We start from the raw sequence: 23,869 nt of genomic DNA, 5'->3' as shown, positions 1-23,869 counted from the left end.
GCCATAACGGCTCATTCGTCCATCTTATCACAACTCGGAAAATGAACCTTTAACTCGTCTGCAATGCAGCGATTTCGGATTTATCTGCCAGCCTTTTCAGCAACATATTCAGCAGCACGCCGTACATCGGCAGGAAGAAAATAATGCTGATCAGCACCTTGAAACAGTAATCGACCAGTGCGATTTCCATCCAGTGCTCGGCCATAAAGGCATCCGGGCTGCGCCAGAAGGCGATAAAGAAGAAGGCTAACGTATCGCTGATGTTGCCAAACAGCGTGGAAGCCGTTGGCGCCAGCCACCAGCGACGGTTCTGACGCAGGCGGTTAAAGACATGCACATCCAGAATTTGTCCCAGCGCGTAAGCCATAAAGCTGGCGGCGGCGATACGGGCGACAAACAGGTTAAAGTGCAGCAGTGCGCCAAATCCCTGCCATGATCCCATATAAAACAGGGATGAAACGACATAGGAGATCAGCAGCGCGGGGATCATCACCGCAAAGATGATGCGTCGTGCCAACGGCGCGCCAAAAATACGCACGGTCAGGTCGGTGGCGAGGAAAATAAACGGAAAGCTAAACGCGCCCCATGTGGTATGGAAACCAAAAATGGAGATTGGAAGCTGCACCAGATAGTTGCTGGAGGTGATCACCAGCAGATGAAATAGCGATAGCCAGAACAACGCTTTTACGCGCTGAGTTTGTGTAAACGGAGTCATATTGTGACCTTTTTGTTGGATGGGGTGAGGGAACCCAATAAAAAACCGTCGCATGATACTGCTTTAAGAGCACATTGCAATGGTTGTTTTTCACGCAATCGTTAACCTGATTGGCTTACGCCACAACAGAGCGTAAAATAACGCCGTTTTTGTATGAATGAGACGACGATGAGCGACCTGTTTACTTCCCCCGACCATACTCTTGATGCCCAGGGACTGCGCTGCCCGGAACCGGTGATGATGGTGCGTAAAACCGTACGTGGCATGCAGGCCGGTGAAACACTGCTGATTGTCGCCGACGATCCGGCAACAACCCGCGATATTCCTGGCTTCTGTACCTTTATGGAGCATGAGCTGGTGGCTAAAGAGACCGACTCGCTGCCGTACCGCTATCTGCTGCGTAAAGGTCACTAGTTTTGTTTGCCGGATGGCGCTAACGCTTATCCGGCAAACAAAGAACGTGTAACCCGTAGGCCGGATAAGGCAACGCCGTCATCCGGCAAAAAACTATCCTTTACGTAACAACCGCAGCGCGTTAGCGGTCACCAGTACCGTTGCCCCTGTATCCGCCAGCACTGCCAGCCACAATCCGGTTATCCCGAGCAGCGTGGTGACGAGGAAAATCCCCTTCAGGCCCAACGCAATCGCAATGTTCTGGCGAATATTGGCGTGGGTGGCCCGCGCCAGTTGAATCATTTGTACCAGACCGCGCAGGCGGTTGTGGGTCAGGGCGGCATCAGCGGTCTCCAGCGCGACGTCGGTTCCGCTCCCCATGGCAATACCGATGGTGGCTGCTTTCATCGCCGGAGCGTCGTTGATGCCGTCGCCAACCATCGCCAGCGGCGACTGTTGGTTAAGATGGGAAACGGCCTGCACTTTATCTTCCGGCAATAGCCCCGCTTTGAATTCAAGGCCCAGTTCGCCGGCAATGGCGGCGGCCGCACGTGGGTTATCACCGGTCAGGATCACGCCTTTCACGCCAATCTGATCAAGCTCGGCGATAGCGCTGCGAGCGTCGTCGCGCAGCGTGTCCTGTAGGGCCAGCACGCCGAGTACAGTATCGTTACGCAGCACCAGCACCACCGTTTGGCCCGCGCTTTCCAGCTCGCTTATCTGCCCGGCAAAGGCATCAGCAGGCTGCTTACCGGCGGCGCAAATCAGCACGCGCTCGCCGTCGACCAGCGCTTCAATTCCAGAGCCAACCAGAGCCCGTTGCTCTCTTGCGACAGGAATAGTCAGTTCGCGTGTTTGTGCTTCCCGGACAATCGCTTGTGCCAGCGGGTGTGTCGCACCTTGCTCTACTGCTGCCGCCAGTGCCAGCAGTTCAGCCTCGCCAATACCGCTTGCCGGGTGAATCGCTGTGACGCGCGGTTTACCCACGGTCAGAGTACCCGTTTTATCAAACGCGACCTGCGTGACTCTTCCCAACTGTTCCAGCGCGGCCCCGCCTTTGATTAGCGCGCCACGACGCGCCGCGGCGGCAAGACCAGAGGTAATGGCTGCGGGGGTTGAAATTACCAGTGCACATGGGCAGCCAATCAGCAGCAGCGTCAGCCCTTTATAAATCCACTCCTGCCAGGATGCGGCAAACAGTAGCGGTGGTACAAGGGTAACCAGCAGCGCAACCGCCATAATGGCTGGGGTGTAAATCCGGCTGAAACGGTCAATAAAACGCTCAATGGGGGCGCGACGTTCATCCGCTTCTTCAATCAACTTCAAAATACGGTCAATGGCGCTGGCGCCCGGTTCGGAGAGCACTTCCAGCGTAACCAGACGATCCACGCTGGTGGCGCCTGCCGGGACTTTCTCGCCGGTGGCGCGTTCAACCGGGATCGATTCGCCGGTCAGGGCGCTTTCATCAAAACTGGCAAAGCCGGAGACCAGTTTGCCGTCGGCAGGTAAACGCCCACCCGCGGCCACTTCGATAACATCGCCAGGGCGGAGGCTATTAATAGCCACCTCTTCGCGCTCGCCGTTACGCAGGCGCGTGGCGGTTTCCGGTTTGAGCGCCATCAGCGCGCTAACCCCTTTACGGGCACGGCTGGCAGCCCATCCTTCCAGACGCTCGCCGATTAAAAACAGCAGCAGTACCATGGCGGCTTCCGCTGTCGCGCCGATAAACAGTGCGCCGATGGCGGCCACGCTCATTAATGTTTCAATGGCAAAGTAGCTGCCGGTTTTCATCAGACGCAGAGCCTGACGGGCAATGGGGTACAGACCGACCAGGGTGGTGGCGATAAACGCTATCTGACCGAAGGGATGATTGAACTGCTCCAGCCCCCAGCTAATCGCCATCATGATAATCAGCGAAATCAGTGGCAGATTTTCTTTAAACCGCGATTCGGGGGCTTCTTCTGGTGCCTGCTCATCACGCAGGGTATAGCCTGCTTTCTGCACCGCGTTTTCAACTTGCTGGCGGATATCGGAACCGGCGTCGACCACCAGTTTTTCGGTGGCAAACAGCACCTGGACCTGGTTGACGCCGCTGACCTGGCGGACCGCATTCTCTACTTTTCGGGCGCAGGCCGCGCAGTCCATGCCTGCCACTTTCCAGGAATAACGGGTACCTAGTACGGTATCGGATACGGGTGGCGTAGTGGAGCAAGTTCCTTCGCAGCAGCAGTCATCAGCCTTCTTTGGCGCAGGCGCTGGCTTGAAAGAAGAGAATTGTGGGGCTTTTTTGCCACTGGTATCAGGTGTCGACATGGCATCCTCCGGTTGATAATCATTTCGTATTAACCGGAGGATACACTCTGGAGTCGACTCCAGAGTCAAGCATTTTAAAGATACAACGAACGAACAATCAGGAAATGTCCGGCGAAGTAGCAGGCGGCGGCAATGGCATTATCGGCGCGGAAGCGGCGACGGTAATGGCTACCCAGCCAGACAATATTGCCGATGAACAGGAGCGATGCGCCCATAAATGCCGACAGCGCCGGAGCGGTCGGGCGGAAGAACCACAGTTCGCCAGCCATCCAGACCATCATCAGCGTGATGCCAATAAAGGTGCAGATAGCGACACGCAACTCTTCCAGGCGCGTCCAAATCACAGCAATCAGCAACGCACCTAACACCAGCAGCACCAGCGGTAAAGGCCAGAAGAACGACAGCGTCATTTGGCTGGCGAAGTAAATGGTATACAGCAGGTGTGACAGGAAGAATGCCCCCACTGCGTACAGCAGGCGTTGGCGCGGCAATAGCGTCAGCGCGTCGCCCAGCAGCGAAGCCAGCAAGCCGGCCAGTACCAGGTAACTGATAGCGTTAAACATTGGCGCCTGCCAGGCCAGCAGCGCCAGCAGGAGTAACGTCAGGGGTTTAAAGACCCAGCGTTGCCAGGCGGGCCCACGATAGGAAGCATCCACGAACAACCATGCGGAAAGGCAGACAGCGATAAACGACCAAAGCATCTTAGTTCCTTGAATTCGTTATTTTTTCGTAAGCGGGGTGCTCACGGCTCTACTGTCCAGTGTAGAGGTCGATACTGCCAGATGACAACACCATAACGGGCAATGTATGCTTATTTCCGCATTTTCTGATGGGTTAATAATATGAGCAAACCACCACTTTTTTTCATTGTTATCATTGTCTTAATCGTTGTCGCCGCGTCGTTTCGCTTTGTTCAGCAGCGACGTGAAAAAGCGGATAATGATGCCGCGCCGCTGGTGCAAAAGCAGGTGGTGGTGACGAATAAGCGGGAAAAGCCGCTAAACGACCGACGCTCCCGTCAACAGGAAGTGAGCCCAGCGGGCACCAGCATGCGCTATGAAGCCAGCTTCAAACCGCAAAGCGGCGGCCTGGAGCAGACGTTTCGTCTGGATGCTCAGCAGTACCATGCGCTAACGGTCGGGGATAAAGGCACGCTGAGCTACAAAGGTTCGCGTTTTGTTGATTTTACGGCTGAACGCTAAGGTTTCATTTGGCTGATGCCGGATGGCGGTTTACGCCTTATCCGGCCTCCTGGTTTTGTCGTCCCGGCTCGCTATGCGATACCAGGCAAAGTGAGCACCATTACTTCTTCAACTGGTCTTTAATCTTCTTCTGCCATACCAGCAGTTCAAATACGCCGAACAGAAAAATACGCACTTTCTCGCCGCTGGTCATTTGCGGGCCATCTTTCGGCATGGTTGATTTCAGCAGCGCCAACTGCATGCCGTGCATCAGCACCATAAACACCAGAGCCACATTTACGAAGATATTGAGCGGACGTGGGAACGGTTGAAAAATATTCAGTAGCAGGAATGCCCAGACACACAGCATCAACAGACGTCCCAGATTAATCAGCATGTTGCTCTCCTTGTGCTTCACGTTGATACAGACGATAAGCAACCTGCCCAGCCACTTTTTCGCGGTATAACGACCAGTTAACCGGAACCGGCGGCAGGCCGTTTTCGACTTCGCTTTCCACGTAAATATACGCTTCATTTGCCAGCCAGCCGCGAGTTTCCAGAAGAGTTAATGTTTCTTCCAGTAATCCTTTACGAAACGGCGGATCCACAAACACCACGTTATGCGGCGTACCGGCCTGGGCCAAAAATGTCAGGGTATTGGTGTTGACCACGCGGGCATGGGGTGCTTTCAGTGTGGAGAGATTCTTTTGCAACTGCTGAGATACCGCGCGATCCATCTCCAGCAGCGTGGCATCTGCCGCATAGCGGGAGAGTGCTTCCAGACCCAACGCGCCGCTGCCGGCAAAGCAATCAAGGCAACGGGCATCGACCATTACCGGCGCCAGCCAGTTAAACAACGTTTCGCGCACACGATCGGTGGTCGGACGCAGGCCGGGGTTGTCCGGAACCGGGAGTTTACGGCCACGCCATTGCCCGCCAATAATGCGGATCTGGCCGCTACCAGAGTGATTCGGTTTTTTCATTTCTATTATTGCTCAATCCGCCTATAGCATGTCATTCCAGGCGGTGATGTGAGTTAAGTTAAGTGATAGACTATTTCATCATTTTTTTAGCTGCTATGTACATAGCGTTGACGCTGTGCCATGAAGCAACAGCGGGGGAGTGTAGTCGCAAATGGCGAAAGAGAAAAAACGTGGCTTTTTTTCCTGGCTGGGCTTTGGTCAAAAAGAGCAGGCACCGGAAAACGAGACAGAAGTAAAAAACGAAGAACAACAACCGGTTGCTGAAGAAACTACCGTCGTTGACGAACAGCCGCACGTCGAGGAAACCCGTAGCGAGGCGGAAACGCAAGCCTTTGCTGCTGAAGTCGTTGAAGTCACTGAACAGGTTGCGGAAATTGAGAAACTGCAGCCGGAAGAAGAACCTGTTGCCGAACAAGCGCAGCCGGAAATTGAGCCGGTTGTTGAACCCGTTGCTGAAACTGTAATGGAAACGCCAGCAGCGGTAGTTATCGAACGCGAAGAATTACCGCTGCCGGAAGAGGTGAAAGCCGAAGACGTTTCTGCCGAAGAGTGGCAGGCCGAAGCGGAAACCGTAGAAATCGTTGAGGCGGTTGAAGAAGAAGCCGAAAACGAACCGCAACTGACCGACGAAGAGCTGGAAGCGCAGGCGCTGGCCGCTGAGGCCGCTGAAGAAGCCGTCATAGTGGAGCCGCCAGAAGAACCTGCTGTAGAAGAATCGGCAGAAGAAGAGGTGGTTCAGGAGCAGGAAAAACCAACCAAAGAAGGTTTCTTTGCGCGCCTGAAGCGTAGCCTGCTGAAAACAAAAGAAAACCTCGGTTCCGGATTTATCAGTCTGTTCCGTGGTAAAAAGATCGACGATGATCTGTTTGAAGAGCTGGAAGAGCAGCTGCTGATCGCCGATGTGGGCGTAGAAACAACCCGCAAGATCATTGCAAATCTGACAGAAGGCGCCAGCCGCAAGCAGCTCAAAGATGCAGAAGCGTTGTACGGCCTGCTGAAAGATGAGATGGGTGAGATTCTGGCGAAGGTTGACGAACCACTGAATGTTGAGGGTAAGACGCCATTTGTTATCTTAATGGTTGGCGTTAACGGCGTGGGTAAAACCACCACTATCGGTAAGCTGGCGCGTCAGTTTGAGCAGCAGGGTAAATCGGTGATGCTGGCGGCGGGCGATACTTTCCGTGCGGCGGCGGTAGAACAGCTGCAGGTCTGGGGTCAGCGTAATAATATCCCGGTGATTGCTCAGCATACCGGCGCAGATTCTGCGTCCGTTATCTTTGACGCCATCCAGGCGGCGAAAGCGCGTAACGTAGACGTGCTGATCGCTGATACCGCAGGGCGTTTGCAGAACAAATCGCACCTGATGGAAGAATTGAAAAAAATCGTTCGCGTCATGAAGAAGCTGGACGAAGATGCGCCGCATGAAGTTATGCTGACTATCGACGCCAGCACCGGGCAGAATGCGATAAGCCAGGCCAAACTGTTCCATGAAGCGGTGGGCTTAACCGGTATCACTCTGACCAAGCTGGATGGTACGGCGAAGGGCGGGGTCATTTTCTCGGTTGCCGATCAGTTTGGCATCCCTATCCGCTATATCGGTGTGGGCGAACGTATCGAGGATTTACGTCCGTTTAAAGCGGGCGATTTTATAGAGGCACTTTTTGCCCGAGAGGATTAACAATGATTCGCTTTGAACATGTCAGCAAGGCCTATCTCGGTGGGAGACAAGCGCTGCAGGGAGTCACATTCCATATGCAGCCTGGCGAGATGGCGTTTCTGACCGGCCACTCCGGCGCGGGTAAAAGTACCCTGCTGAAGCTGATCTGTGGAATTGAACGGCCCAGTGCCGGGAAGATCTACTTTAGCGGGCACGACATCAGCCGTTTGAAAAACCGTGAAGTGCCGTTTCTGCGTCGCCAGATCGGCATGATTTTTCAGGATCACCACCTGTTGATGGACAGAACCGTCTTCGACAACGTGGCAATCCCACTGATCATTGCGGGTGCCAGCGGGGACGATATTCGTCGTCGCGTGTCAGCGGCGCTGGATAAGGTCGGGCTGTTGGACAAAGCGAAGAACTTCCCGATTCAACTCTCCGGCGGTGAACAGCAGCGTGTGGGCATCGCCCGCGCGGTGGTGAACAAGCCTGCGGTACTGCTGGCGGATGAACCGACGGGGAACCTGGATGACGCGCTGTCAGAAGGGATCCTGCGTCTGTTCGAAGAGTTTAATCGCGTCGGGGTAACGGTATTAATGGCGACGCACGATATTGGGCTGATCTCCCGTCGTTCTTATCGCCAGCTTGTCCTGAGTGACGGACACCTGCATGGAGGCCTGGCGCATGAATAGGCGTGACGCTATCAATCAAATCAAACAGTTCGGTGGACGACTGGATCGCTTTCGTAAATCGGGCGGCGCGCCGGGTGATGGCGGTCGCAACGCGCCAAAACGTGCGAAAGCGTCGCCAAAACCGAACTCGCGTAAAACCAACGTCTTTAACGAGCAGGTACGTTATGCGTTTCAGGGGGCGTTACAGGACCTGAAAAGTAAACCGTTGGCGACATTTCTGACGGTGATGGTTATCGCTATCTCACTGACGTTGCCAAGTGTTTGTTACATGGTCTACAAGAACGTGAACCAGGCGGCAAGCCAGTATTACCCGTCCCCGCAGATCACCGTATATCTGCAAAAAACGCTGGATGATGATGCGGCGGCACGTGTGGTGGGGCAGTTACAGGCCGAACAGGGCGTGGAGAAAGTGAATTACCTCTCCCGTGACGATGCGCTGGGCGAATTCCGTAACTGGTCTGGCTTTGGCGGCGCGCTGGATATGCTGGAAGAGAACCCGCTGCCCGCCGTGGCGGTGGTGATCCCGAAACTGGATTTCCAGGGTACGGAGTCGCTAAACACGCTGCGTGACCGTATTGCACAAATCAACGGTATCGATGAAGTACGCATGGATGACAGCTGGTTTGCACGACTGGCGGCGTTAACGGGCCTGGTCGGACGCGTTTCCGCGATGATTGGCGTGTTGATGGTGGCGGCGGTCTTCCTCGTCATCGGTAACAGCGTGCGTCTGAGTATTTTTGCGCGTCGCGATACCATTAACGTACAGAAACTGATTGGTGCGACGGATGGATTTATCCTGCGTCCGTTCCTTTACGGCGGCGCGCTGCTGGGTTTTTCCGGCGCATTTCTTTCACTGATTTTGTCAGAAATTTTGGTGATGCGACTGTCATCAGCGGTGACTGAAGTGGCACAGGTTTTCGGAACGAAGTTTGATATCAACGGCTTATCATTTGATGAGTGCTTGCTACTCCTGCTGGTATGCTCAATGATTGGCTGGGTGGCAGCCTGGCTTGCCACGGTTCAACATTTACGCCACTTTACCCCCGATTAAAAAATCTCTGGTATAATCTTTCCCTGCACTGAGTAGTTCGCTCTGCAGGGAAAGAGCCCTGTTTTCTCTTCCCGGCGCATTCATCGTGATGTCACATTTTGTGCGTAATTTATACACATTACGACATGGAACTTGTGGATAAAATCACTGTCTGATAAAAGATTGAATGATATTCTCGTTGCTCATAAGCTCTGGCATGGTTGTTGCTATTGGTTTTTACCAACGCCAGATGACAAAGATTGAGAGGATTTGAATGACCAAAGAAATGCAAAATTTAGCTTTAGCCCCTGTTGGTAACCTGGAGTCTTACATCCGGGCTGCGAACGCGTGGCCGATGTTGTCGGCTGACGAGGAGCGGGCGCTGGCTGAAAAGCTGCATTACCAGGGCGATCTGGAAGCAGCTAAAACGCTGATCCTGTCTCACCTGCGCTTTGTTGTTCATGTTGCTCGTAACTACGCGGGCTATGGCCTGCCGCAGGCGGATCTGATTCAGGAAGGTAATATCGGCCTGATGAAAGCCGTGCGCCGTTTCAACCCGGAAGTGGGTGTGCGCCTGGTTTCCTTCGCCGTGCATTGGATCAAAGCCGAGATCCACGAATACGTTCTGCGTAACTGGCGTATCGTGAAAGTCGCGACCACTAAAGCGCAGCGTAAGCTGTTCTTTAACCTGCGCAAAACCAAGCAGCGTCTGGGCTGGTTTAACCAGGACGAAGTTGAAATGGTTGCTCGCGAGCTGGGTGTTTCCAGCAAAGACGTGCGCGAAATGGAATCCCGTATGGCGGCACAAGACATGACGTTTGACATGTCTTCAGACGATGAGTCTGACAGCCAGCCGATGGCCCCGGTGCTGTATCTGCAGGATAAATCTTCTAACTTTGCCGACGGCATTGAAGAAGACAACTGGGAAGATCAGGCCGCGAACAAACTGACCCACGCAATGGAAGGTCTGGACGAGCGTAGCCAGGACATCATTCGTGCCCGCTGGCTGGACGAAGACAACAAGTCGACGTTGCAGGAACTGGCCGATCGCTACGGCGTTTCCGCTGAACGTGTTCGTCAGCTTGAAAAGAACGCCATGAAAAAACTGCGTGCGGCGATCGAAGCGTAAACTTTCTGCCAAACTGAAAATGCTGATAAACCCTGGATGAAAATCCGGGGTTTTTTGTTTTTATCTCTCCTGCTCTCTCCTGACGTTCTATGCTTTTTGTCATCAAGTTGTTATCTGCATGTCAAATTTAGCTATTCCAAAATAATAAAAATCGGGTATGTTTTAGCAGAGTATGCTGCTAAAGCACGGGTGGCTATCCAATAATCGAAATAAAGTGCTGAACAACAACATCACAACACACGTAATAACCACAATAATGGGGATTGTCAGGATGAATATGAAGGGTAAAGCGTTATTGGCAGGATGTATCGCCCTGTCTTTGAGCAATATGGCGTTTGCTAAGGATATTAAAGTTGCTGTCGTCGGCGCGATGTCCGGTCCGGTAGCGCAGTATGGCGATCAGGAATTTACTGGCGCAGAGCAGGCGATTGCAGATATCAATGCCAAAGGCGGCGTGAAAGGCGACAAACTGGTCATGGTGAAATATGACGATGCCTGTGACCCGAAACAAGCGGTAGCGGTTGCTAACAAAGTGGTCAACGACGGGATTAAATACGTTATCGGCCACCTGTGTTCTTCCTCCACTCAGCCTGCGTCAGATATCTATGAAGACGAAGGCATTCTGATGATTACCCCAGCGGCAACGGCGCCAGAGCTGACCGCACGCGGCTATAACCTGGTGTTACGTACCACTGGTCTGGATTCCGATCAGGGCCCAACGGCCGCCAAATATATCGTTGAAAAAGTGAAGCCGAAGCGCATTGCGATCGTGCATGACAAACAGCAGTACGGTGAAGGCCTGGCGCGTTCCGTGCAGGACAACCTCAAGAAAGCTAACGCTGACGTGGTGTTCTTTGACGGGATCACCGCCGGTGAGAAAGATTTCTCTACGCTGGTGGCGCGTTTGAAGAAAGAGAACATCGATTTCGTTTACTACGGCGGTTACCATCCGGAAATGGGGCAGATTCTGCGCCAGTCTCGTGCCGCGGGTCTGAAAACTCAGTTTATGGGACCTGAAGGGGTAGCGAACGTGTCGCTGTCTAACATCGCGGGTGAGTCTGCAGAAGGCTTACTGGTAACGAAACCGAAGAACTACGATCAGGTTCCGGCAAACAAACCGATTGTGGATGCGATCAAAGCCAAGAAACAGGATCCGAGCGGTGCATTCGTATGGACCACCTACGCCGCGCTGCAATCCTTGCAGGCTGGTCTGAACCAGTCTGACGACCCGGCTGAAATTGCCAAATACCTGAAAGCAAACTCAGTGGAAACCGTAATGGGGCCTCTGTCATGGGATGCGAAGGGCGACCTGAAAGGCTTCGAATTTGGCGTGTTTGACTGGCATGCCAACGGGACGGCGACAGACGCCAAGTAATTTTCCCGGCGCCTTTTGCGCAGCAGGTGCGTTGGCTGTGTTATTCAACCCCGGTCACTTACTTATGTAAGCTCCCGGGGATTTCATAACTTGCCGCCTTCCTGCAACACAAAATTCTTGGGAAAATGCGAGTAATACAACTGGCTGGGGACTGTTTTTTAGCGCTTCTCCCAGCCATTTTCCTGGGCCGTAAACCCTAACGCCTGCATAAACGCGGCCATCACGCTGCGGTCTTCAACGCCGACGTCGGCCATCCACCATGAACTCACGTCAGGGTTTTCCCGGATCACTTCTTCGATCAAATACTGGCCCACACCACGACGACGGGTGATATCGCGTACACGTAAGGAATCCAGTGCACCTTGCGTACCGCTCAGGGTGACACGTACTGCGCCAAGCAGGCGCTCGTTAAAGCGCGCGGCGTAGATCCGGTGCGTTTCATCTACGCTTAACGATGAGGGGGAATATTCCGGCCAGATTTTGCCCAGATCAATCTGGTCCTGGTCGCTAAAGTTATCTAAACGAACGATGGTCAGCTTCATTAACAGCATGTCCAAATCACAAAAGATGGAATCAGTGTACCGAAATAATTCGTCCGGATGCTTTCTCTTTTTTATGTGAATAACCAGATTAATAATTTTGTAACAACAGTAATGACAGTTTGAAACCGTAGAGATTGAAAAACAGGCAGGATAATACCCTGGAATGCAGCATTTTATTCGGCTCTTTGTACCGTTATTTTATGCTGACAAACGTGCTTTTTTTTGTTTATCTATAGTGAAAAGCAGAATATTATCTTTTCTTAATCGACTGAAAAATAGAGATTTTAGCCTGATTTTGCTTAAATGACTGCGCTAAACCATTAATGAGACTGGTAAAAATAGTGCAGTTCAAAAAAAGCACAGACTGCTTTTTAACCACATAAATACAAAATATTAATTACGTCACGAATGGGGATTCAGGTAATGAAACGGAATGCGAAAACAATCATCGCAGGGGTGATAGCACTGGCAATGTCGCACGCTGTCATGGCGGAGGATATCAAGGTCGCTGTTGTTGGCGCGATGTCAGGTCCGGTCGCGCAGTGGGGCGATATGGAATTTAATGGCGCACGTCAGGCGATTAAAGATATCAATGCCAAAGGTGGGATCAAAGGCGACAAGCTGGTCGCCGTGGAATATGACGATGCCTGCGATCCGAAACAGGCTGTTGCGGTAGCGAACAAAATCGTCAACGACGGCATTCAGTACGTAATTGGCCACCTGTGTTCTTCATCGACTCAACCGGCATCAGATATTTACGAAGACGAAGGCATTCTGATGATTTCTCCGGGAGCGACTAACCCGGAGCTGACGCAGCGTGGTTACGCGCACATCATGCGTACCGCGGGTCTGGACTCCTCTCAGGGGCCGACTGCCGCGAAATACATCCTGGAGAAGGTGAAGCCGCAGCGTATCGCCATCATTCATGACAAACAGCAGTACGGTGAAGGCCTGGCGCGTTCGGTGCAGGACAGCCTGAAAGCAGGTAAAGCCAACATCGTTTTCTTTGACGGTATCACCGCCGGGGAAAAAGATTTCTCTGCGCTGATCGCTCGCCTGAAAAAAGAAAATATCGACTTCGTTTATTACGGTGGCTACTACCCGGAAATGGGGCAAATGCTGCGTCAGGCACGTTCAGTTGGCCTGAAAACCCAGTTTATGGGACCAGAGGGCGTCGGCAATGCGTCGCTGTCTAACATTGCCGGTGATGCCGCTGAAGGCATGCTGGTGACCATGCCAAAACGCTATGACCAGGATCCGGCGAATAAAGCTATCGTCGATGCGCTCAAAGCTGACAAGAAAGATCCAACTGGACCGTACGTGTGGATCACTTATGCAGCAGTCCAGTCATTGGCGACCGCAATGGATCGTAGCGGTAGCAAAGAGCCGCTGGACCTGGTGAAAGATCTGAAAGCACACGGGGCTGATACCGTGATTGGGCCGCTGAAATGGGACGAAAAAGGCGATTTGAAGGGATTTGAGTTTGGTGTCTTCCAGTGGCACGCGGATGGTTCATCGACCGTCGCGAAGTAATACCTGAAGACGAGTTATCCCACCGCCCGTGTCAAACGGGCGGGTTAAGAAAGGTTACCTTATGTCCGAGCAGTTCCTCTATTTCTTGCAGCAGATGTTTAACGGCGTCACGCTGGGAAGCACCTACGCGCTGATCGCCATTGGCTACACGATGGTGTACGGCATTATCGGCATGATCAACTTCGCCCACGGCGAGGTGTATATGATCGGCAGTTATGTCTCCTTTATGATCATCGCCGCGCTAATGATGATGGGCATTGATTCCAGTTGGCTACTGGTCGCGGCGGGCTTCGTCGGCGCGATTGTGATTGCCAGCGCCTACGGCTGGAGCATTGAACGCGTGGCGTATCGGCCCGTGCGCAGCTCCAAGCGCCTGATTGCGCTGATTTCCGCTATCGGGATGTCTATCTTCCTGCAAAACTACGTCAGCCTGACGGAAGGTTCGCGCGATGTGGCACTGCCCAGCCTGTTTAATGGCCAGTGGACCGTTGGCAGTAGCGAAAACTTCTCTGCTTCCATCACCACCATGCAGCTGGTTATCTGGATTGTAACCTTCCTGGCGATGCTGGCGCTGACGCTGTTTATCCGTTATTCCCGTATGGGGCGCGCCTGTCGTGCCTGCGCGGAAGACCTGAAAATGGCCAGCCTGCTCGGCATCAACACCGATCGCGTGATTGCGCTGACTTTTGTGATTGGCGCAGCAATGGCGGCGGTAGCAGGTGTGTTGCTTGGACAGTTCTACGGCGTAATTAACCCCTATATTGGCTTTATGGCCGGGATGAAGGCCTTTACTGCGGCGGTGCTTGGCGGCATCGGCAGCATTCCAGGGGCGATGATCGGCGGCCTGATTCTGGGCGTCGCGGAAGCGCTCTCCTCTGCTTATCTGAGTACTGAATACAAAGACGTCGTTTCATTCGCGCTGCTGATTCTGGTGCTGCTGGTGATGCCGACCGGTATTCTGGGTCGCCCGGAGGTAGAGAAAGTATGAAACCGATGCATTTTGCAATGGCGCTGCTCTCTGCCGCCATGTTCTTCGTCCTGGCGGGCGTCTTTATGGGCGTTCAGTTAGAGTTGGACGGTACCAAGCTGGTGGTCGATACCGCCTCGGATATCCGTTGGCAGTGGGTGTTTATCGGCACTGGCGTGGTCTTTCTTTTCCAACTGCTGCGTCCCGTTTTCCAGAAGAGCCTGAAGAGCGTCTCCGGGCCGAAGTTTATTCTGCCGGCGATTGACGGCTCCACCGTTAAACAGAAGCTGTTCCTGGTGGCGCTGCTGGTGATTGCCGTGGCGTGGCCGTTTATGGTCTCGCGCGGTACGGTGGATATCGCCACGCTGACGATGATTTATATCATCCTTGGCCTCGGTTTAAACGTGGTGGTCGGCCTTTCCGGCCTGCTGGTGCTGGGCTACGGCGGCTTCTATGCCATTGGTGCGTACACCTTTGCGCTGCTGAACCACTATTACGGTCTTGGTTTCTGGACCTGTTTGCCGCTGGCGGGACTGGTATCGGCGGCGGCAGGATTCCTGCTTGGCTTCCCGGTTCTGCGTCTGCGCGGCGACTACCTGGCAATAGTGACCTTAGGCTTTGGCGAAATCGTGCGTATCCTGTTGCTCAATAATACTGAAGTCACCGGTGGCCCGAACGGTATCAGCCAGATCCCGAAACCGACCTTTTTCGGTCTTGAATTCAGCCGTAGCGCCCGTGAGGGCGGCTGGGATACCTTCAGCAACTTCTTTAACGTCAAGTACGATCCCTCTGACCGCGTCATTTTCCTCTATCTGGTGGCGCTGCTGCTGGTGGTCTTCTCGCTGTTTGTGATTAACCGTCTGCTGCGTATGCCGTTGGGCCGTGCGTGGGAAGCGCTGCGTGAAGATGAAATAGCCTGTCGCTCGCTGGGCTTAAACCCTACGCGCATCAAACTGACAGCTTTTACCATCAGCGCCGCGTTTGCCGGTTTTGCCGGTACGCTGTTTGCCGCGCGCCAGGGCTTTGTCAGCCCGGAATCCTTCACCTTTGCCGAGTCAGCCTTTGTGCTGGCGATTGTGGTACTGGGCGGAATGGGCTCACAGTTTGCGGTGATCCTCGCGGCCATCCTGCTGGTAGTGTCACGCGAGCTGATGCGTGATTTCAACGAATACAGCATGTTAATGCTGGGTGGTTTAATGGTACTGATGATGATCTGGCGTCCGCAGGGCTTGTTGCCGATGACCCGTCCACAGTTGAAGCTGAAAAACGGGGAAGCAAAAGGAGAGCAGGCATGAGTCAGCCATTATTATCGGTTAGCGGCCTGATGATGCGTTTTGGCGGCCTGCTGGCAGTCAACAATGTGTCTCTGGATTTGCATAAAAAAGAGATAGTCTCCCTGATTGGCCCGAACGGCGCGGGGAAAACCACGGTCTTCAACTGCCTGACCGGGTTCTATAAGCCGACCGGCGGGACGATTAAGCTGCGCGACCAGCACCTTGAAGGGCTGCCGGGCCAGCAAATTGCGCGTATGGGCGTGGTGCGTACCTTCCAGCACGTGCGTCTGTTTCGCGAAATGACGGTGATTGAAAATCTGCTGGTGGCGCAGCATCAGCAACTGAAAGCTGGGGTTTTCTCCGGGCTGCTAAAAACCCCTGCTTTTCGCCGCGCGCAGGATGAAGCGCTGGAGCGCGCCGCCACCTGGCTTGATCGTATCGGCCTGCTGCAGCATGCTAACCGACAGGCGAGCAACCTGGCCTATGGCGACCAGCGCCGTCTTGAGATTATCCGTTGCATGGTCACTCAGCCGGAAATTCTGATGCTCGATGAACCTGCTGCGGGTCTTAACCCGAAAGAAACCAAAGAGCTGGATGAGCTGATTGCTGAGCTGCGCGACCATCACGACACCACCATCCTGCTCATTGAGCACGACATGAAGCTGGTGATGGGCATTTCAGACCGTATTTACGTGGTGAACCAGGGGACGCCGCTGGCGAACGGGACACCTGAGCAGATTCGTAACAACCCGGACGTGATCCGCGCCTATTTAGGCGAAGCATAATGGTGGTGAGGCATAAGATGGAAAAAGTCATGTTGTCTTTTGACAACGTCAACGCCCACTACGGCAAGATCCAGGCTCTGCACGATGTCAGCTTGTATATCAACCAGGGTGAAATCGTGACGCTTATCGGTGCCAACGGTGCGGGGAAAACCACGCTGCTCGGAACGCTGTGCGGCGATCCTCGGGCAACAAGTGGGCGTATTGTCTTTGATGGTAAAGATATTACCGACTGGCAGACGGCAAAAATCATGCGTGAAGCGGTGGCGATTGTCCCGGAAGGGCGTCGCGTGTTTTCCCGTATGACGGTGGAAGAGAACCTGGCGATGGGTGGTTTCTTTGCCGAGAAAGGCCAGTTTCAGGAACGTATCAAGTGGGTGTATGACCTGTTTCCTCGCCTGCATGAGCGCCGTATTCAACGTGCGGGAACGATGTCCGGCGGCGAACAGCAGATGCTGGCGATAGGCCGTGCGCTGATGAGCCAGCCGAGGCTGCTACTGCTTGATGAACCGTCGCTGGGTCTGGCGCCGATTATCATCCAGCAGATCTTTAACACCATTGAGCAACTGCGCGAGCAGGGGATGACGATTTTCCTCGTCGAACAAAACGCCAACCAGGCACTGAAACTCGCCGACCGTGGGTACGTGCTGGAAAACGGCCACGTGGTGCTGGAAGATACCGGTGATGCATTGCTGGCTAACGAAGCGGTGCGTAGCGCTTATTTGGGCGGTTAACAGTTATCTAAATAGACAAGGGGCTCATCAGGCCCCTTTTTTATTGCGCTATGTTATTATTGATAATGATTATCAATAATAAAAATGAACATGGAGAAAGGATGACACGTTCAGGTGCCTGTATGGCTATTGGAAGTCTACTATTGGCCGGCTCATTCAGTGCGCAGGCAGTGAAAGAGCAAACTTTCGATCCGCGCGATCCTGCAATCTGGCAAGAAAAGCCGGTCAACCCGTCAGCACAATCCAATTCACCCTGCGAGGTATTCAGCAGTTCTGTGTGTCCGGGCTGGGAAGATGAAAAATCGGATATCCAGCGTGACCGTGAGCGGCGGGAACAGCAGCGTTTACAGAACGAATATGAACGCCGCTGGCGAAGAGAGTAAGACTGGAAAGGCAATCATTCATACCTGCAAGGATTGCGAGTTCTGTCCCAGCATTTGTGCACTATATTCTGTATAATCAATAGCTTGATTTATATTTTATATCAATGGTAATTGCATGAATGATTCACCGCATCAAACTAATGTGCAGCCCATGCCCGCAATTGATGGCGTCACGGTTTCCTTTAATGGGCTGAACTATCTGCGTCCAGAACTCCTGCTGGATTTTGTCAGTATTAGTCCATCACCATTGCTCGCCGTAACGCCTGTAGCGCTGCTGTATTCCTCTGTGGGCGTGCTTCAGCAAGTCGATTTGCGCAAGCTGCCGGTGGAAGTCTGTGGGCGCGTGGTTTATCCCATCTCTTCGCTGAAGCTTCCTGCATTACGGGGAAAACTCATCATCAACGCCCAGTCACGGCGACTCAAGTTTCTGGAAAGCCTGGTGGCGATATCTCCGGAAGATAACATTCATGGTATGCAGATCCTGGGTCTGGCGCTGGAATTCACGTTTGCACAGCCTGCCTGATCTTACCAGGGTGACAAAACCTTCTTTATTCACCGGGTAAAGCATACCGCTACCCGGCTTTGTTGTGCACCACTCCGCATTTTCCTGTCACTACGCTTTCACCGCCTTGCCATCTGTTTGTCGCCTTACTATCTTTTTTTTGTAATAAAAAAGTTATTTTTCTGTCATTCGAGCATGTCATGTTACCCCCGCGAGCATAAAACGCGTGATATCGCGCATCCGGCACAACAAGAGAGATAACCGATGATATCGTTACGACATACAGCTTTAGGACTGGCACTTAGCCTGGCGTTTGCAGGTCAGGCACTGGCGGTCACCACCATCCCATTCTGGCACTCAATGGAAGGCGAACTGGGTAAAGAAGTTGATTCTCTGGCGCAACGTTTTAATGCCGCCAATCCCGACTACAAAATTGTTCCGCAGTACAAAGGCAACTACGAGCAGAGCCTGAGTGCAGGAATTGCCGCTTTCCGTACCGGAAACGCGCCCGCGCTGCTACAGGTTTATGAAGTGGGTACAGCAACGATGATGGCTTCGAAAGCCATTAAACCGGTCTATGAAGTATTCAAAGAGGCTGGTATTAACTTCGATGAGTCTCAGTTCGTACCGACGGTATCCGGTTATTACACCGACTCTAAAAGCGGACATTTGCTTTCTCAACCGTTTAACAGCTCCACTCCGGTGCTGTACTACAACAAAGATGCCTTTAAAAAAGCTGGTTTAGACCCTGAGCAGCCGCCGAAAACCTGGCAGGACCTGGCGGAGTACACCGCGAAGCTGAAAGCGGCAGGCATGAAGTGCGGTTACGCCAGCGGCTGGCAGGGATGGATTCAGATTGAAAACTTCAGCGCCTGGAACGGTCTGCCGGTAGCAACCAAAAACAACGGTTTTGACGGTACTGACGCAGTGCTGGAGTTCAATAAACCGGAACAGGTAAAACATATCGCTCTGCTGGAAGAGCTGAACAAAAAAGGCGATTTCAGCTACTTCGGGCGTAAGGACGAATCCACTGAGAAGTTCTATAACGGGGATTGCGCCATTACCACCGCGTCTTCCGGTTCTCTGGCTGACATCCGCCATTACGCGAAATTCAACTATGGCGTCGGGATGATGCCGTACGATGCCGATGTGAAGGGCGCGCCGCAGAACGCCATTATCGGTGGAGCCAGCCTGTGGGTGATGCAGGGTAAAGACAAACCCACCTACGAAGGCGTGGCGAAGTTCCTCAACTTCCTGGCGAAGCCTGAAATTGCTGCCGAATGGCACCAGAAGACTGGCTATCTGCCGATCACCACCGCGGCCTACGATTTGACCCGTGAGCAGGGCTTCTATGAGAAGAATCCGGGGGCGGATATCGCTACGCGTCAAATGCTCAACAAGCCGCCGTTGCCGTACACCAAAGGGCTGCGTCTGGGCAACATGCCGCAGATCCGCACCATCGTGGATGAAGAGCTGGAAAGCGTCTGGACCGGGAAGAAAACCCCGCAGCAGGCGCTGGATGCCGCCGTTGAGCGTGGCAATCAGTTACTGCGTCGCTTTGAGCAATCGACCAAATCGTAATGTGAAATGCCGGGTGACGGCTGCGCCTTACCCGGCCTACAAATGCGCGTAGGCCGGATAAGCGTAGCGCCATCCGGCGCTGTTCAGGAATCAAACTTCCATGTCTTCATCCCGTCCGGTGTTCCGTTCGCGCTGGCTTCCCTATTTACTGGTGGCTCCGCAGCTGGTTATCACCGTTATTTTCTTTATCTGGCCTGCCGGTGAAGCGCTGTGGTACTCGCTACAATCCGTTGATCCGTTTGGTCTTTCCAGCCAGTTTGTCGGACTGGAAAACTTTGTCGCGCTGTTTCATGACCCGTACTACCTCGACTCATTCTGGACCACCATTAAGTTCAGTACGTTAGTCACGGTAAGCGGTCTGCTGGTGTCGTTATTTTTTGCGGCGTTGGTGAATTACGTGGTGCGCGGCAGCCGTTTTTACCAAACGCTGATGCTGTTGCCTTACGCCGTTGCGCCCGCCGTTGCTGCCGTATTGTGGATCTTCCTGTTTAACCCCGGGCGCGGGTTGATTACCCATTTTCTCGGTGAGTTTGGCTATGACTGGAACCATGCGCAAAACAGCGGTCAGGCAATGTTCCTGGTGGTGTTTGCGTCGGTCTGGAAGCAGATTAGTTACAACTTCCTGTTCTTCTTTGCCGCACTGCAGTCTATTCCTCGCTCGCTGATCGAAGCCGCCGCGATTGACGGTGCGGGGCCGGTTCGCCGCTTCTTTAAACTGGCGCTGCCGCTCATTGCCCCGGTGAGCTTCTTCCTGCTGGTGGTGAATCTGGTGTATGCCTTCTTTGACACCTTCCCGGTGATTGATGCTGCCACTGCAGGCGGGCCGGTACAGGCGACCACGACGCTGATTTATAAGATCTATCGCGAAGGTTTTGTCGGGCTGGATCTGGCTTCTTCCGCTGCACAATCGGTGGTGCTGATGTTCCTGGTCATTATTTTGACGGTGGTGCAGTTCCGCTATGTGGAAAGTAAGGTGCGTTACCAATGATTGAGAACCGTCGTGGGCTGACAATATTCAGCCATGCCATGTTGATTATGGGGATCATGGTGATCCTGTTTCCGTTGTACGTCGCGTTTGTCGCGGCGACGCTGGACAACAAAGCGGTGTTTGAGACGCCGATGACACTGGTTCCCGGCTCGCAACTGCTGGAAAACATGAAATACATCTGGGTCAACGGCGTGGGCGTCAACAGCGCGCCGTTCTGGCTGATGATGCTCAACAGTTTCATCATGGCGTTCAGCATTACGGTAGGGAAAATTACCGTCTCTATGCTCTCCGCATTCGCCATCGTCTGGTTTCGCTTTCCGCTGCGCAACCTGTTCTTCTGGATGATTTTTATCACCCTGATGCTACCGGTTGAGGTGCGTATTTTCCCGACGGTAGAAGTGATCGCCAATCTGAAGATGCTCGACAGCTATGCGGGTCTGACACTGCCGTTGATGGCATCTGCGACAGCGACTTTCCTGTTCCGTCAGTTCTTTATGACCCTGCCGGATGAACTGGTTGAGGCGGCGCGTATTGACGGCGCGTCACCAATGCGTTTTTTCCGCGATATCGTACTACCGTTGTCAAAAACCAATCTGGCGGCGCTGTTCGTTATTACCTTTATCTACGGCTGGAACCAGTATCTGTGGCCGTTGTTAATTATTACCGACGTCAATTTGGGCACTGCGGTGGCGGGTATCAAAGGCATGATTGCCACCGGTGAAGGCACAACGCAGTGGAACCAGGTAATGGCAGCCATGCTGCTGACGCTCATCCCTCCGGTAATCATCGTGTTAGCCATGCAGCGTGCCTTCGTACGTGGCCTGGTCGATAGTGAGAAATAAAAATGGCTGGTTTAAAACTACAGGCAGTAACCAAAAGCTGGGACGGCAAAACCCAGGTGATTAAACCGTTGACGCTGGACGTCGCGGACGGGGAATTTATTGTGATGGTTGGGCCATCCGGCTGCGGTAAGTCTACGCTGCTGCGGATGGTGGCCGGGCTTGAACGGGTAAGCGGCGGCGATATCTGGATTGATAATAAACGCGTCACCGAGATGGAGCCGAAGGATCGCGGCATTGCGATGGTCTTTCAAAACTATGCTCTCTACCCGCATATGAGCGTGGAAGAAAACATGGCCTGGGGGCTGAAAATCCGCGGGATGGGCAAGGAGCATATTGCTGAGCGGGTAAAAGAGGCGGCACGTATTCTCGAGCTGGGTGAGCTGCTCAAACGTCGTCCGCGCGAACTTTCCGGCGGCCAGCGCCAGCGCGTAGCGATGGGACGAGCGATTGTGCGTGACCCGGCGGTATTCCTGTTCGATGAGCCGCTTTCTAACCTTGATGCCAAGCTGCGCGTACAGATGCGTCTGGAGTTACAACATCTGCATCGCCGACTGAAAACCACCTCGCTGTACGTGACGCACGACCAGGTTGAAGCGATGACCCTCGCCCAACGGGTGATGGTGATGAACAAAGGCATTGCCGAGCAGGTAGGGACGCCGGTTGAGGTGTATGAAAAGCCTGCCAGCCGCTTTGTGGCGAGCTTTATCGGCAGCCCGGCGATGAATCTGCTCGACGGGCGCATCAGCGCTGCGGGTACCCATTTTGAGCTGGAGGGCGGCATGACGTTGCCCATCGGAAGAAGCGCCAGGGAGTGTATTGGGCGTAACATGACGCTGGGTATCCGCCCGGAGCATATTGCGCTAAGCTCGCAGGCTGAAGGCGGCGTGCCGCTGGTTGTCGACACGCTGGAAATGCTGGGTGCGGATAATCTGGCACATGGACGTTGGGGTGAGCAAAAGCTGGTGGTGCGGTTGGCGCATCAGCATCGCCCGACGGCAGGTAGCACGCTGTGGCTGCATCTGCCAGAAAATCATCTGCATCTTTTTGATGGCGAAACAGGACAACGTGTATGAGTAACTGGCCTTACCCCCATATTGTCGCCCATCGTGGCGGCGGTAAGCTGGCACCGGAAAATACCCTGGCGGCGATCGACGTGGGGGCGCGATACGGGCATACCATGATTGAGTTTGACGCTAAATTGTCGAAAGACGGTGAGATCTTCTTACTGCATGACGACAACCTGGAACGCACCAGCAACGGCTGGGGCGTGGCTGGCGAATTGAACTGGCAGGATCTATTGCGCGTGGACGCCGGCGGCTGGTTTAGCGGTGAGTTTAAAGGCGAACCGTTGCCGCTGCTCTCGCAAGTTGCTGAGCGCTGTCGCCAGCACGGCATGATGGCAAATATTGAGATCAAACCCACCACCGGGACGGGGGCGCTCACCGGGAAGGTCGTGGCGCTGGCCGCGCGGGAACTGTGGGCGGGAATGACGCCACCACTGTTGTCATCCTTTGAAATTGATGCGCTAGAAGCGGCGCAGCAGGCGGTGCCTGAACTGCCGAGAGGTTTGCTGCTGGATGAATGGCGCGAAGACTGGCGCGAGCTGACCACGCGGCTTGGCTGCGTCTCTATTCATCTTAATCATAAGCTGCTGGATGAGGCGCGCGTGGATGCGCTGCGCGATGCGGGGCTACGTATTCTGGTGTATACCGTCAACCGACCCCAGCGCGCGGCGGAACTGCTGCGCTGGGGTGTGGACTGCATCTGTACCGATGCCATTGATACGATTGGCCCGGATTTCCAGCCCTGTTAAGGCCCAATCGTTTTTAACGGAACGTTAGGCTGCGGCGTGCTGGAGGGCTTCAGCATGTCGCCGTTCTTTTTCTCCGACAGCATATGTTGCTTATTGAGCGAGCTGTCCGGATTACGGGTTCCACTCAACATCCCACCGTTACTGTTAGGCAGCATTTGCTGCTGTCCAGGATTCAACTCGCCCGGCTGAGACTGCAGCACGCGCTGGGTGTTCGTGTTGATTTGGTTTTCCATATGCTGTTGCTGCATGCGCGTCTGCGTTTGCAACTGCTGGTTGAGCATCCCTTTCTGCTGAATCTGCTGTGATTGCATTTGGGTTTGCATACGCTGCTGACTCGGGATCTGATAACCGGGTTGATTCGGGTTATTCATGGTGTTGATGGGCTGTGCAAAGCCAGCAAACGGCAAGAGCATGGCTAAAAGTAAGAGTCGTTTCATCGCTTTTCTCCTCTCGGGGATCG

Annotated in this window: 26 protein-coding genes; 19 read left to right on the top strand and 7 right to left on the bottom strand. The window is 53.7% G+C overall.

Translation table 11 applies throughout. The annotated features are described in order from the left end of the window. Positions 1 to 49 precede the first annotated feature (49 nt). Entirely contained in the window at positions 50 to 715 is a 666-nt protein-coding gene (locus EHN13_RS20150) for a 7-cyano-7-deazaguanine/7-aminomethyl-7-deazaguanine transporter (protein ID WP_003837818.1), read from the bottom strand. Positions 716 to 883: 168 nt separating this feature from the next. Here EHN13_RS20150 and tusA point away from each other — a divergent pair, with 168 nt between their 5' ends. Continuing rightward, positions 884 to 1,129, top strand: a complete 246-nt coding sequence (gene tusA / locus EHN13_RS20145; RefSeq protein ID WP_003023404.1) for a sulfurtransferase TusA — start codon at positions 884 to 886, stop codon at positions 1,127 to 1,129. 93 nt (positions 1,130 to 1,222) lie between these two features. Here the strand turns inward: tusA and zntA are convergent, their stop codons facing one another. Both zntA and EHN13_RS20135 read right to left on the bottom strand, forming a co-directional pair. Then, complete coding sequence (gene zntA / locus EHN13_RS20140; protein ID WP_124021971.1) at positions 1,223 to 3,421, bottom strand: Zn(II)/Cd(II)/Pb(II) translocating P-type ATPase ZntA; 2,199 nt, start codon at positions 3,419 to 3,421, stop codon at positions 1,223 to 1,225. Positions 3,422 to 3,495: 74 nt separating this feature from the next. After that, complete coding sequence (locus EHN13_RS20135; protein ID WP_124021970.1) at positions 3,496 to 4,122, bottom strand: lysoplasmalogenase; 627 nt, start codon at positions 4,120 to 4,122, stop codon at positions 3,496 to 3,498. Positions 4,123 to 4,263: 141 nt separating this feature from the next. Between EHN13_RS20135 and EHN13_RS20130 the strand changes: the two genes are divergently transcribed. Further along, positions 4,264 to 4,623 carry a DUF2500 domain-containing protein gene (locus EHN13_RS20130; RefSeq protein ID WP_048213589.1) on the top strand — a complete coding sequence of 120 codons (360 nt, stop codon included), beginning with the start codon at positions 4,264 to 4,266 and terminating at the stop codon, positions 4,621 to 4,623. Between the two features lie 100 nt (positions 4,624 to 4,723). Here the strand turns inward: EHN13_RS20130 and EHN13_RS20125 are convergent, their stop codons facing one another. After that, positions 4,724 to 4,999: a DUF1145 family protein gene (locus tag EHN13_RS20125; RefSeq protein WP_048213588.1), complete on the bottom strand. Its 276-nt coding sequence runs from the start codon at positions 4,997 to 4,999 to the stop codon at positions 4,724 to 4,726. Continuing rightward, positions 4,989 to 5,585, bottom strand: a complete 597-nt coding sequence (rsmD, locus tag EHN13_RS20120) for a 16S rRNA (guanine(966)-N(2))-methyltransferase (protein ID WP_124021969.1) — start codon at positions 5,583 to 5,585, stop codon at positions 4,989 to 4,991. Before rsmD ends, EHN13_RS20125 begins: the two co-directional genes overlap by 11 nt. Before the next feature lie 151 nt (positions 5,586 to 5,736). Here rsmD and ftsY point away from each other — a divergent pair, with 151 nt between their 5' ends. The 5 genes from ftsY (at position 5,737) to livJ (ending at position 11,468) form a co-directional block, all read left to right on the top strand. Beyond that, complete coding sequence (gene ftsY / locus EHN13_RS20115) at positions 5,737 to 7,263, top strand: signal recognition particle-docking protein FtsY (RefSeq protein WP_124021968.1); 1,527 nt, start codon at positions 5,737 to 5,739, stop codon at positions 7,261 to 7,263. Positions 7,264 to 7,265: 2 nt separating this feature from the next. After that, positions 7,266 to 7,934, top strand: coding sequence for a cell division ATP-binding protein FtsE (gene ftsE, locus EHN13_RS20110; RefSeq protein ID WP_006687468.1), 669 nt, complete (start codon positions 7,266 to 7,268; stop codon positions 7,932 to 7,934). Continuing rightward, positions 7,927 to 8,985 carry a permease-like cell division protein FtsX gene (ftsX, locus tag EHN13_RS20105; protein ID WP_048213585.1) on the top strand — a complete coding sequence of 353 codons (1,059 nt, stop codon included), beginning with the start codon at positions 7,927 to 7,929 and terminating at the stop codon, positions 8,983 to 8,985. The genes ftsE and ftsX overlap by 8 nt, the downstream gene beginning before the upstream one ends. 253 nt (positions 8,986 to 9,238) lie before the next feature. Beyond that, complete coding sequence (gene rpoH, locus EHN13_RS20100) at positions 9,239 to 10,093, top strand: RNA polymerase sigma factor RpoH (RefSeq protein WP_003023425.1); 855 nt, start codon at positions 9,239 to 9,241, stop codon at positions 10,091 to 10,093. Positions 10,094 to 10,364: 271 nt separating this feature from the next. Next, positions 10,365 to 11,468 (top strand): branched chain amino acid ABC transporter substrate-binding protein LivJ, encoded by a 1,104-nt coding sequence (gene livJ, locus EHN13_RS20095; protein ID WP_140168316.1) that lies wholly within the window; start codon positions 10,365 to 10,367, stop codon positions 11,466 to 11,468. A 158-nt stretch (positions 11,469 to 11,626) separates the two neighbouring features. Here livJ and panM read toward each other — a convergent pair whose 3' ends face one another. Continuing rightward, a complete protein-coding gene (panM, locus tag EHN13_RS20090) occupies positions 11,627 to 12,010 on the bottom strand; it encodes an aspartate 1-decarboxylase autocleavage activator PanM (protein WP_124021978.1) in 384 nt (127 codons plus the stop codon). Positions 12,011 to 12,433: 423 nt separating this feature from the next. Between panM and livK the strand changes: the two genes are divergently transcribed. The 12 genes from livK to ugpQ all read left to right on the top strand — a co-directional run bounded on the left by livK (position 12,434) and on the right by ugpQ (position 23,409). Further along, entirely contained in the window at positions 12,434 to 13,543 is a 1,110-nt protein-coding gene (gene livK / locus EHN13_RS20085) for a high-affinity branched-chain amino acid ABC transporter substrate-binding protein LivK (protein WP_061068756.1), read from the top strand. 61 nt (positions 13,544 to 13,604) lie between these two features. After that, on the top strand, positions 13,605 to 14,531 hold the full coding sequence (gene livH / locus EHN13_RS20080) for a high-affinity branched-chain amino acid ABC transporter permease LivH (protein ID WP_003023435.1): 927 nt from the start codon (positions 13,605 to 13,607) through the stop codon (positions 14,529 to 14,531). Further along, positions 14,528 to 15,805, top strand: coding sequence for a branched chain amino acid ABC transporter permease LivM (gene livM, locus EHN13_RS20075; protein ID WP_124021967.1), 1,278 nt, complete (start codon positions 14,528 to 14,530; stop codon positions 15,803 to 15,805). The genes livH and livM overlap by 4 nt, the downstream gene beginning before the upstream one ends. Further along, a complete protein-coding gene (livG, locus tag EHN13_RS20070; RefSeq protein ID WP_061068754.1) occupies positions 15,802 to 16,569 on the top strand; it encodes a high-affinity branched-chain amino acid ABC transporter ATP-binding protein LivG in 768 nt (255 codons plus the stop codon). Before livM ends, livG begins: the two co-directional genes overlap by 4 nt. A gap of 17 nt (positions 16,570 to 16,586) precedes the next feature. Next, positions 16,587 to 17,300 carry a high-affinity branched-chain amino acid ABC transporter ATP-binding protein LivF gene (livF, locus tag EHN13_RS20065; RefSeq protein WP_086523486.1) on the top strand — a complete coding sequence of 238 codons (714 nt, stop codon included), beginning with the start codon at positions 16,587 to 16,589 and terminating at the stop codon, positions 17,298 to 17,300. Positions 17,301 to 17,401: 101 nt separating this feature from the next. After that, entirely contained in the window at positions 17,402 to 17,683 is a 282-nt protein-coding gene (locus EHN13_RS20060; RefSeq protein ID WP_061068753.1) for a hypothetical protein, read from the top strand. A gap of 115 nt (positions 17,684 to 17,798) precedes the next feature. Next, entirely contained in the window at positions 17,799 to 18,206 is a 408-nt protein-coding gene (locus EHN13_RS20055; RefSeq protein ID WP_048213579.1) for a hypothetical protein, read from the top strand. 243 nt (positions 18,207 to 18,449) lie between these two features. Next, positions 18,450 to 19,766 (top strand): sn-glycerol-3-phosphate ABC transporter substrate-binding protein UgpB, encoded by a 1,317-nt coding sequence (gene ugpB / locus EHN13_RS20050; protein WP_016151119.1) that lies wholly within the window; start codon positions 18,450 to 18,452, stop codon positions 19,764 to 19,766. Between the two features lie 100 nt (positions 19,767 to 19,866). Further along, positions 19,867 to 20,754, top strand: coding sequence for a sn-glycerol-3-phosphate ABC transporter permease UgpA (gene ugpA / locus EHN13_RS20045; RefSeq protein ID WP_003837841.1), 888 nt, complete (start codon positions 19,867 to 19,869; stop codon positions 20,752 to 20,754). Beyond that, on the top strand, positions 20,751 to 21,596 hold the full coding sequence (ugpE, locus tag EHN13_RS20040) for a sn-glycerol-3-phosphate ABC transporter permease UgpE (RefSeq protein WP_003837843.1): 846 nt from the start codon (positions 20,751 to 20,753) through the stop codon (positions 21,594 to 21,596). Before ugpA ends, ugpE begins: the two co-directional genes overlap by 4 nt. A 2-nt stretch (positions 21,597 to 21,598) precedes the next feature. After that, a complete protein-coding gene (locus tag EHN13_RS20035) occupies positions 21,599 to 22,669 on the top strand; it encodes a sn-glycerol-3-phosphate import ATP-binding protein UgpC (protein ID WP_016151118.1) in 1,071 nt (356 codons plus the stop codon). Continuing rightward, on the top strand, positions 22,666 to 23,409 hold the full coding sequence (gene ugpQ, locus EHN13_RS20030) for a glycerophosphodiester phosphodiesterase (RefSeq protein ID WP_016151117.1): 744 nt from the start codon (positions 22,666 to 22,668) through the stop codon (positions 23,407 to 23,409). Before EHN13_RS20035 ends, ugpQ begins: the two co-directional genes overlap by 4 nt. On the opposite strand, the gene EHN13_RS20025 is transcribed toward ugpQ, so the two are convergent. Beyond that, positions 23,406 to 23,846 carry a DUF2756 family protein gene (locus EHN13_RS20025; protein WP_003023456.1) on the bottom strand — a complete coding sequence of 147 codons (441 nt, stop codon included), beginning with the start codon at positions 23,844 to 23,846 and terminating at the stop codon, positions 23,406 to 23,408. The two genes, ugpQ and EHN13_RS20025, sit on opposite strands and share 4 nt — an antisense overlap. Positions 23,847 to 23,869 lie beyond the last annotated feature (23 nt).

This window comes from Citrobacter youngae (genome assembly GCF_003818115.1).
Taxonomy (GTDB): Bacteria; Pseudomonadota; Gammaproteobacteria; order Enterobacterales; family Enterobacteriaceae; genus Citrobacter; species Citrobacter youngae.
The sequence above is the reverse complement of the archived record's forward strand: the minus strand, read 5'-3'. Positions and strand labels throughout refer to the sequence as shown.

Bases quoted from the DNA above. Each gene is read 5' to 3' on its own strand.
- EHN13_RS20150 (WP_003837818.1), bottom strand. From the start codon at position 715: ATGACTCCGTTTACACAAACTCAGCGCGTAAAAGCGTTGTTCTGGCTA.
- tusA (WP_003023404.1), top strand. From the start codon at position 884: ATGAGCGACCTGTTTACTTCCCCCGACCATACTCTTGATGCCCAGGGA.
- zntA (WP_124021971.1), bottom strand. From the start codon at position 3,421: ATGTCGACACCTGATACCAGTGGCAAAAAAGCCCCACAATTCTCTTCT.
- EHN13_RS20135 (WP_124021970.1), bottom strand. From the start codon at position 4,122: ATGCTTTGGTCGTTTATCGCTGTCTGCCTTTCCGCATGGTTGTTCGTG.
- EHN13_RS20130 (WP_048213589.1), top strand. From the start codon at position 4,264: ATGAGCAAACCACCACTTTTTTTCATTGTTATCATTGTCTTAATCGTT.
- EHN13_RS20125 (WP_048213588.1), bottom strand. From the start codon at position 4,999: ATGCTGATTAATCTGGGACGTCTGTTGATGCTGTGTGTCTGGGCATTC.
- rsmD (WP_124021969.1), bottom strand. From the start codon at position 5,585: ATGAAAAAACCGAATCACTCTGGTAGCGGCCAGATCCGCATTATTGGC.
- ftsY (WP_124021968.1), top strand. From the start codon at position 5,737: ATGGCGAAAGAGAAAAAACGTGGCTTTTTTTCCTGGCTGGGCTTTGGT.
- ftsE (WP_006687468.1), top strand. From the start codon at position 7,266: ATGATTCGCTTTGAACATGTCAGCAAGGCCTATCTCGGTGGGAGACAA.
- ftsX (WP_048213585.1), top strand. From the start codon at position 7,927: ATGAATAGGCGTGACGCTATCAATCAAATCAAACAGTTCGGTGGACGA.
- rpoH (WP_003023425.1), top strand. From the start codon at position 9,239: ATGACCAAAGAAATGCAAAATTTAGCTTTAGCCCCTGTTGGTAACCTG.
- livJ (WP_140168316.1), top strand. From the start codon at position 10,365: ATGAATATGAAGGGTAAAGCGTTATTGGCAGGATGTATCGCCCTGTCT.
- panM (WP_124021978.1), bottom strand. From the start codon at position 12,010: ATGAAGCTGACCATCGTTCGTTTAGATAACTTTAGCGACCAGGACCAG.
- livK (WP_061068756.1), top strand. From the start codon at position 12,434: ATGAAACGGAATGCGAAAACAATCATCGCAGGGGTGATAGCACTGGCA.
- livH (WP_003023435.1), top strand. From the start codon at position 13,605: ATGTCCGAGCAGTTCCTCTATTTCTTGCAGCAGATGTTTAACGGCGTC.
- livM (WP_124021967.1), top strand. From the start codon at position 14,528: ATGAAACCGATGCATTTTGCAATGGCGCTGCTCTCTGCCGCCATGTTC.
- livG (WP_061068754.1), top strand. From the start codon at position 15,802: ATGAGTCAGCCATTATTATCGGTTAGCGGCCTGATGATGCGTTTTGGC.
- livF (WP_086523486.1), top strand. From the start codon at position 16,587: ATGGAAAAAGTCATGTTGTCTTTTGACAACGTCAACGCCCACTACGGC.
- EHN13_RS20060 (WP_061068753.1), top strand. From the start codon at position 17,402: ATGACACGTTCAGGTGCCTGTATGGCTATTGGAAGTCTACTATTGGCC.
- EHN13_RS20055 (WP_048213579.1), top strand. From the start codon at position 17,799: ATGAATGATTCACCGCATCAAACTAATGTGCAGCCCATGCCCGCAATT.
- ugpB (WP_016151119.1), top strand. From the start codon at position 18,450: ATGATATCGTTACGACATACAGCTTTAGGACTGGCACTTAGCCTGGCG.
- ugpA (WP_003837841.1), top strand. From the start codon at position 19,867: ATGTCTTCATCCCGTCCGGTGTTCCGTTCGCGCTGGCTTCCCTATTTA.
- ugpE (WP_003837843.1), top strand. From the start codon at position 20,751: ATGATTGAGAACCGTCGTGGGCTGACAATATTCAGCCATGCCATGTTG.
- EHN13_RS20035 (WP_016151118.1), top strand. From the start codon at position 21,599: ATGGCTGGTTTAAAACTACAGGCAGTAACCAAAAGCTGGGACGGCAAA.
- ugpQ (WP_016151117.1), top strand. From the start codon at position 22,666: ATGAGTAACTGGCCTTACCCCCATATTGTCGCCCATCGTGGCGGCGGT.
- EHN13_RS20025 (WP_003023456.1), bottom strand. From the start codon at position 23,846: ATGAAACGACTCTTACTTTTAGCCATGCTCTTGCCGTTTGCTGGCTTT.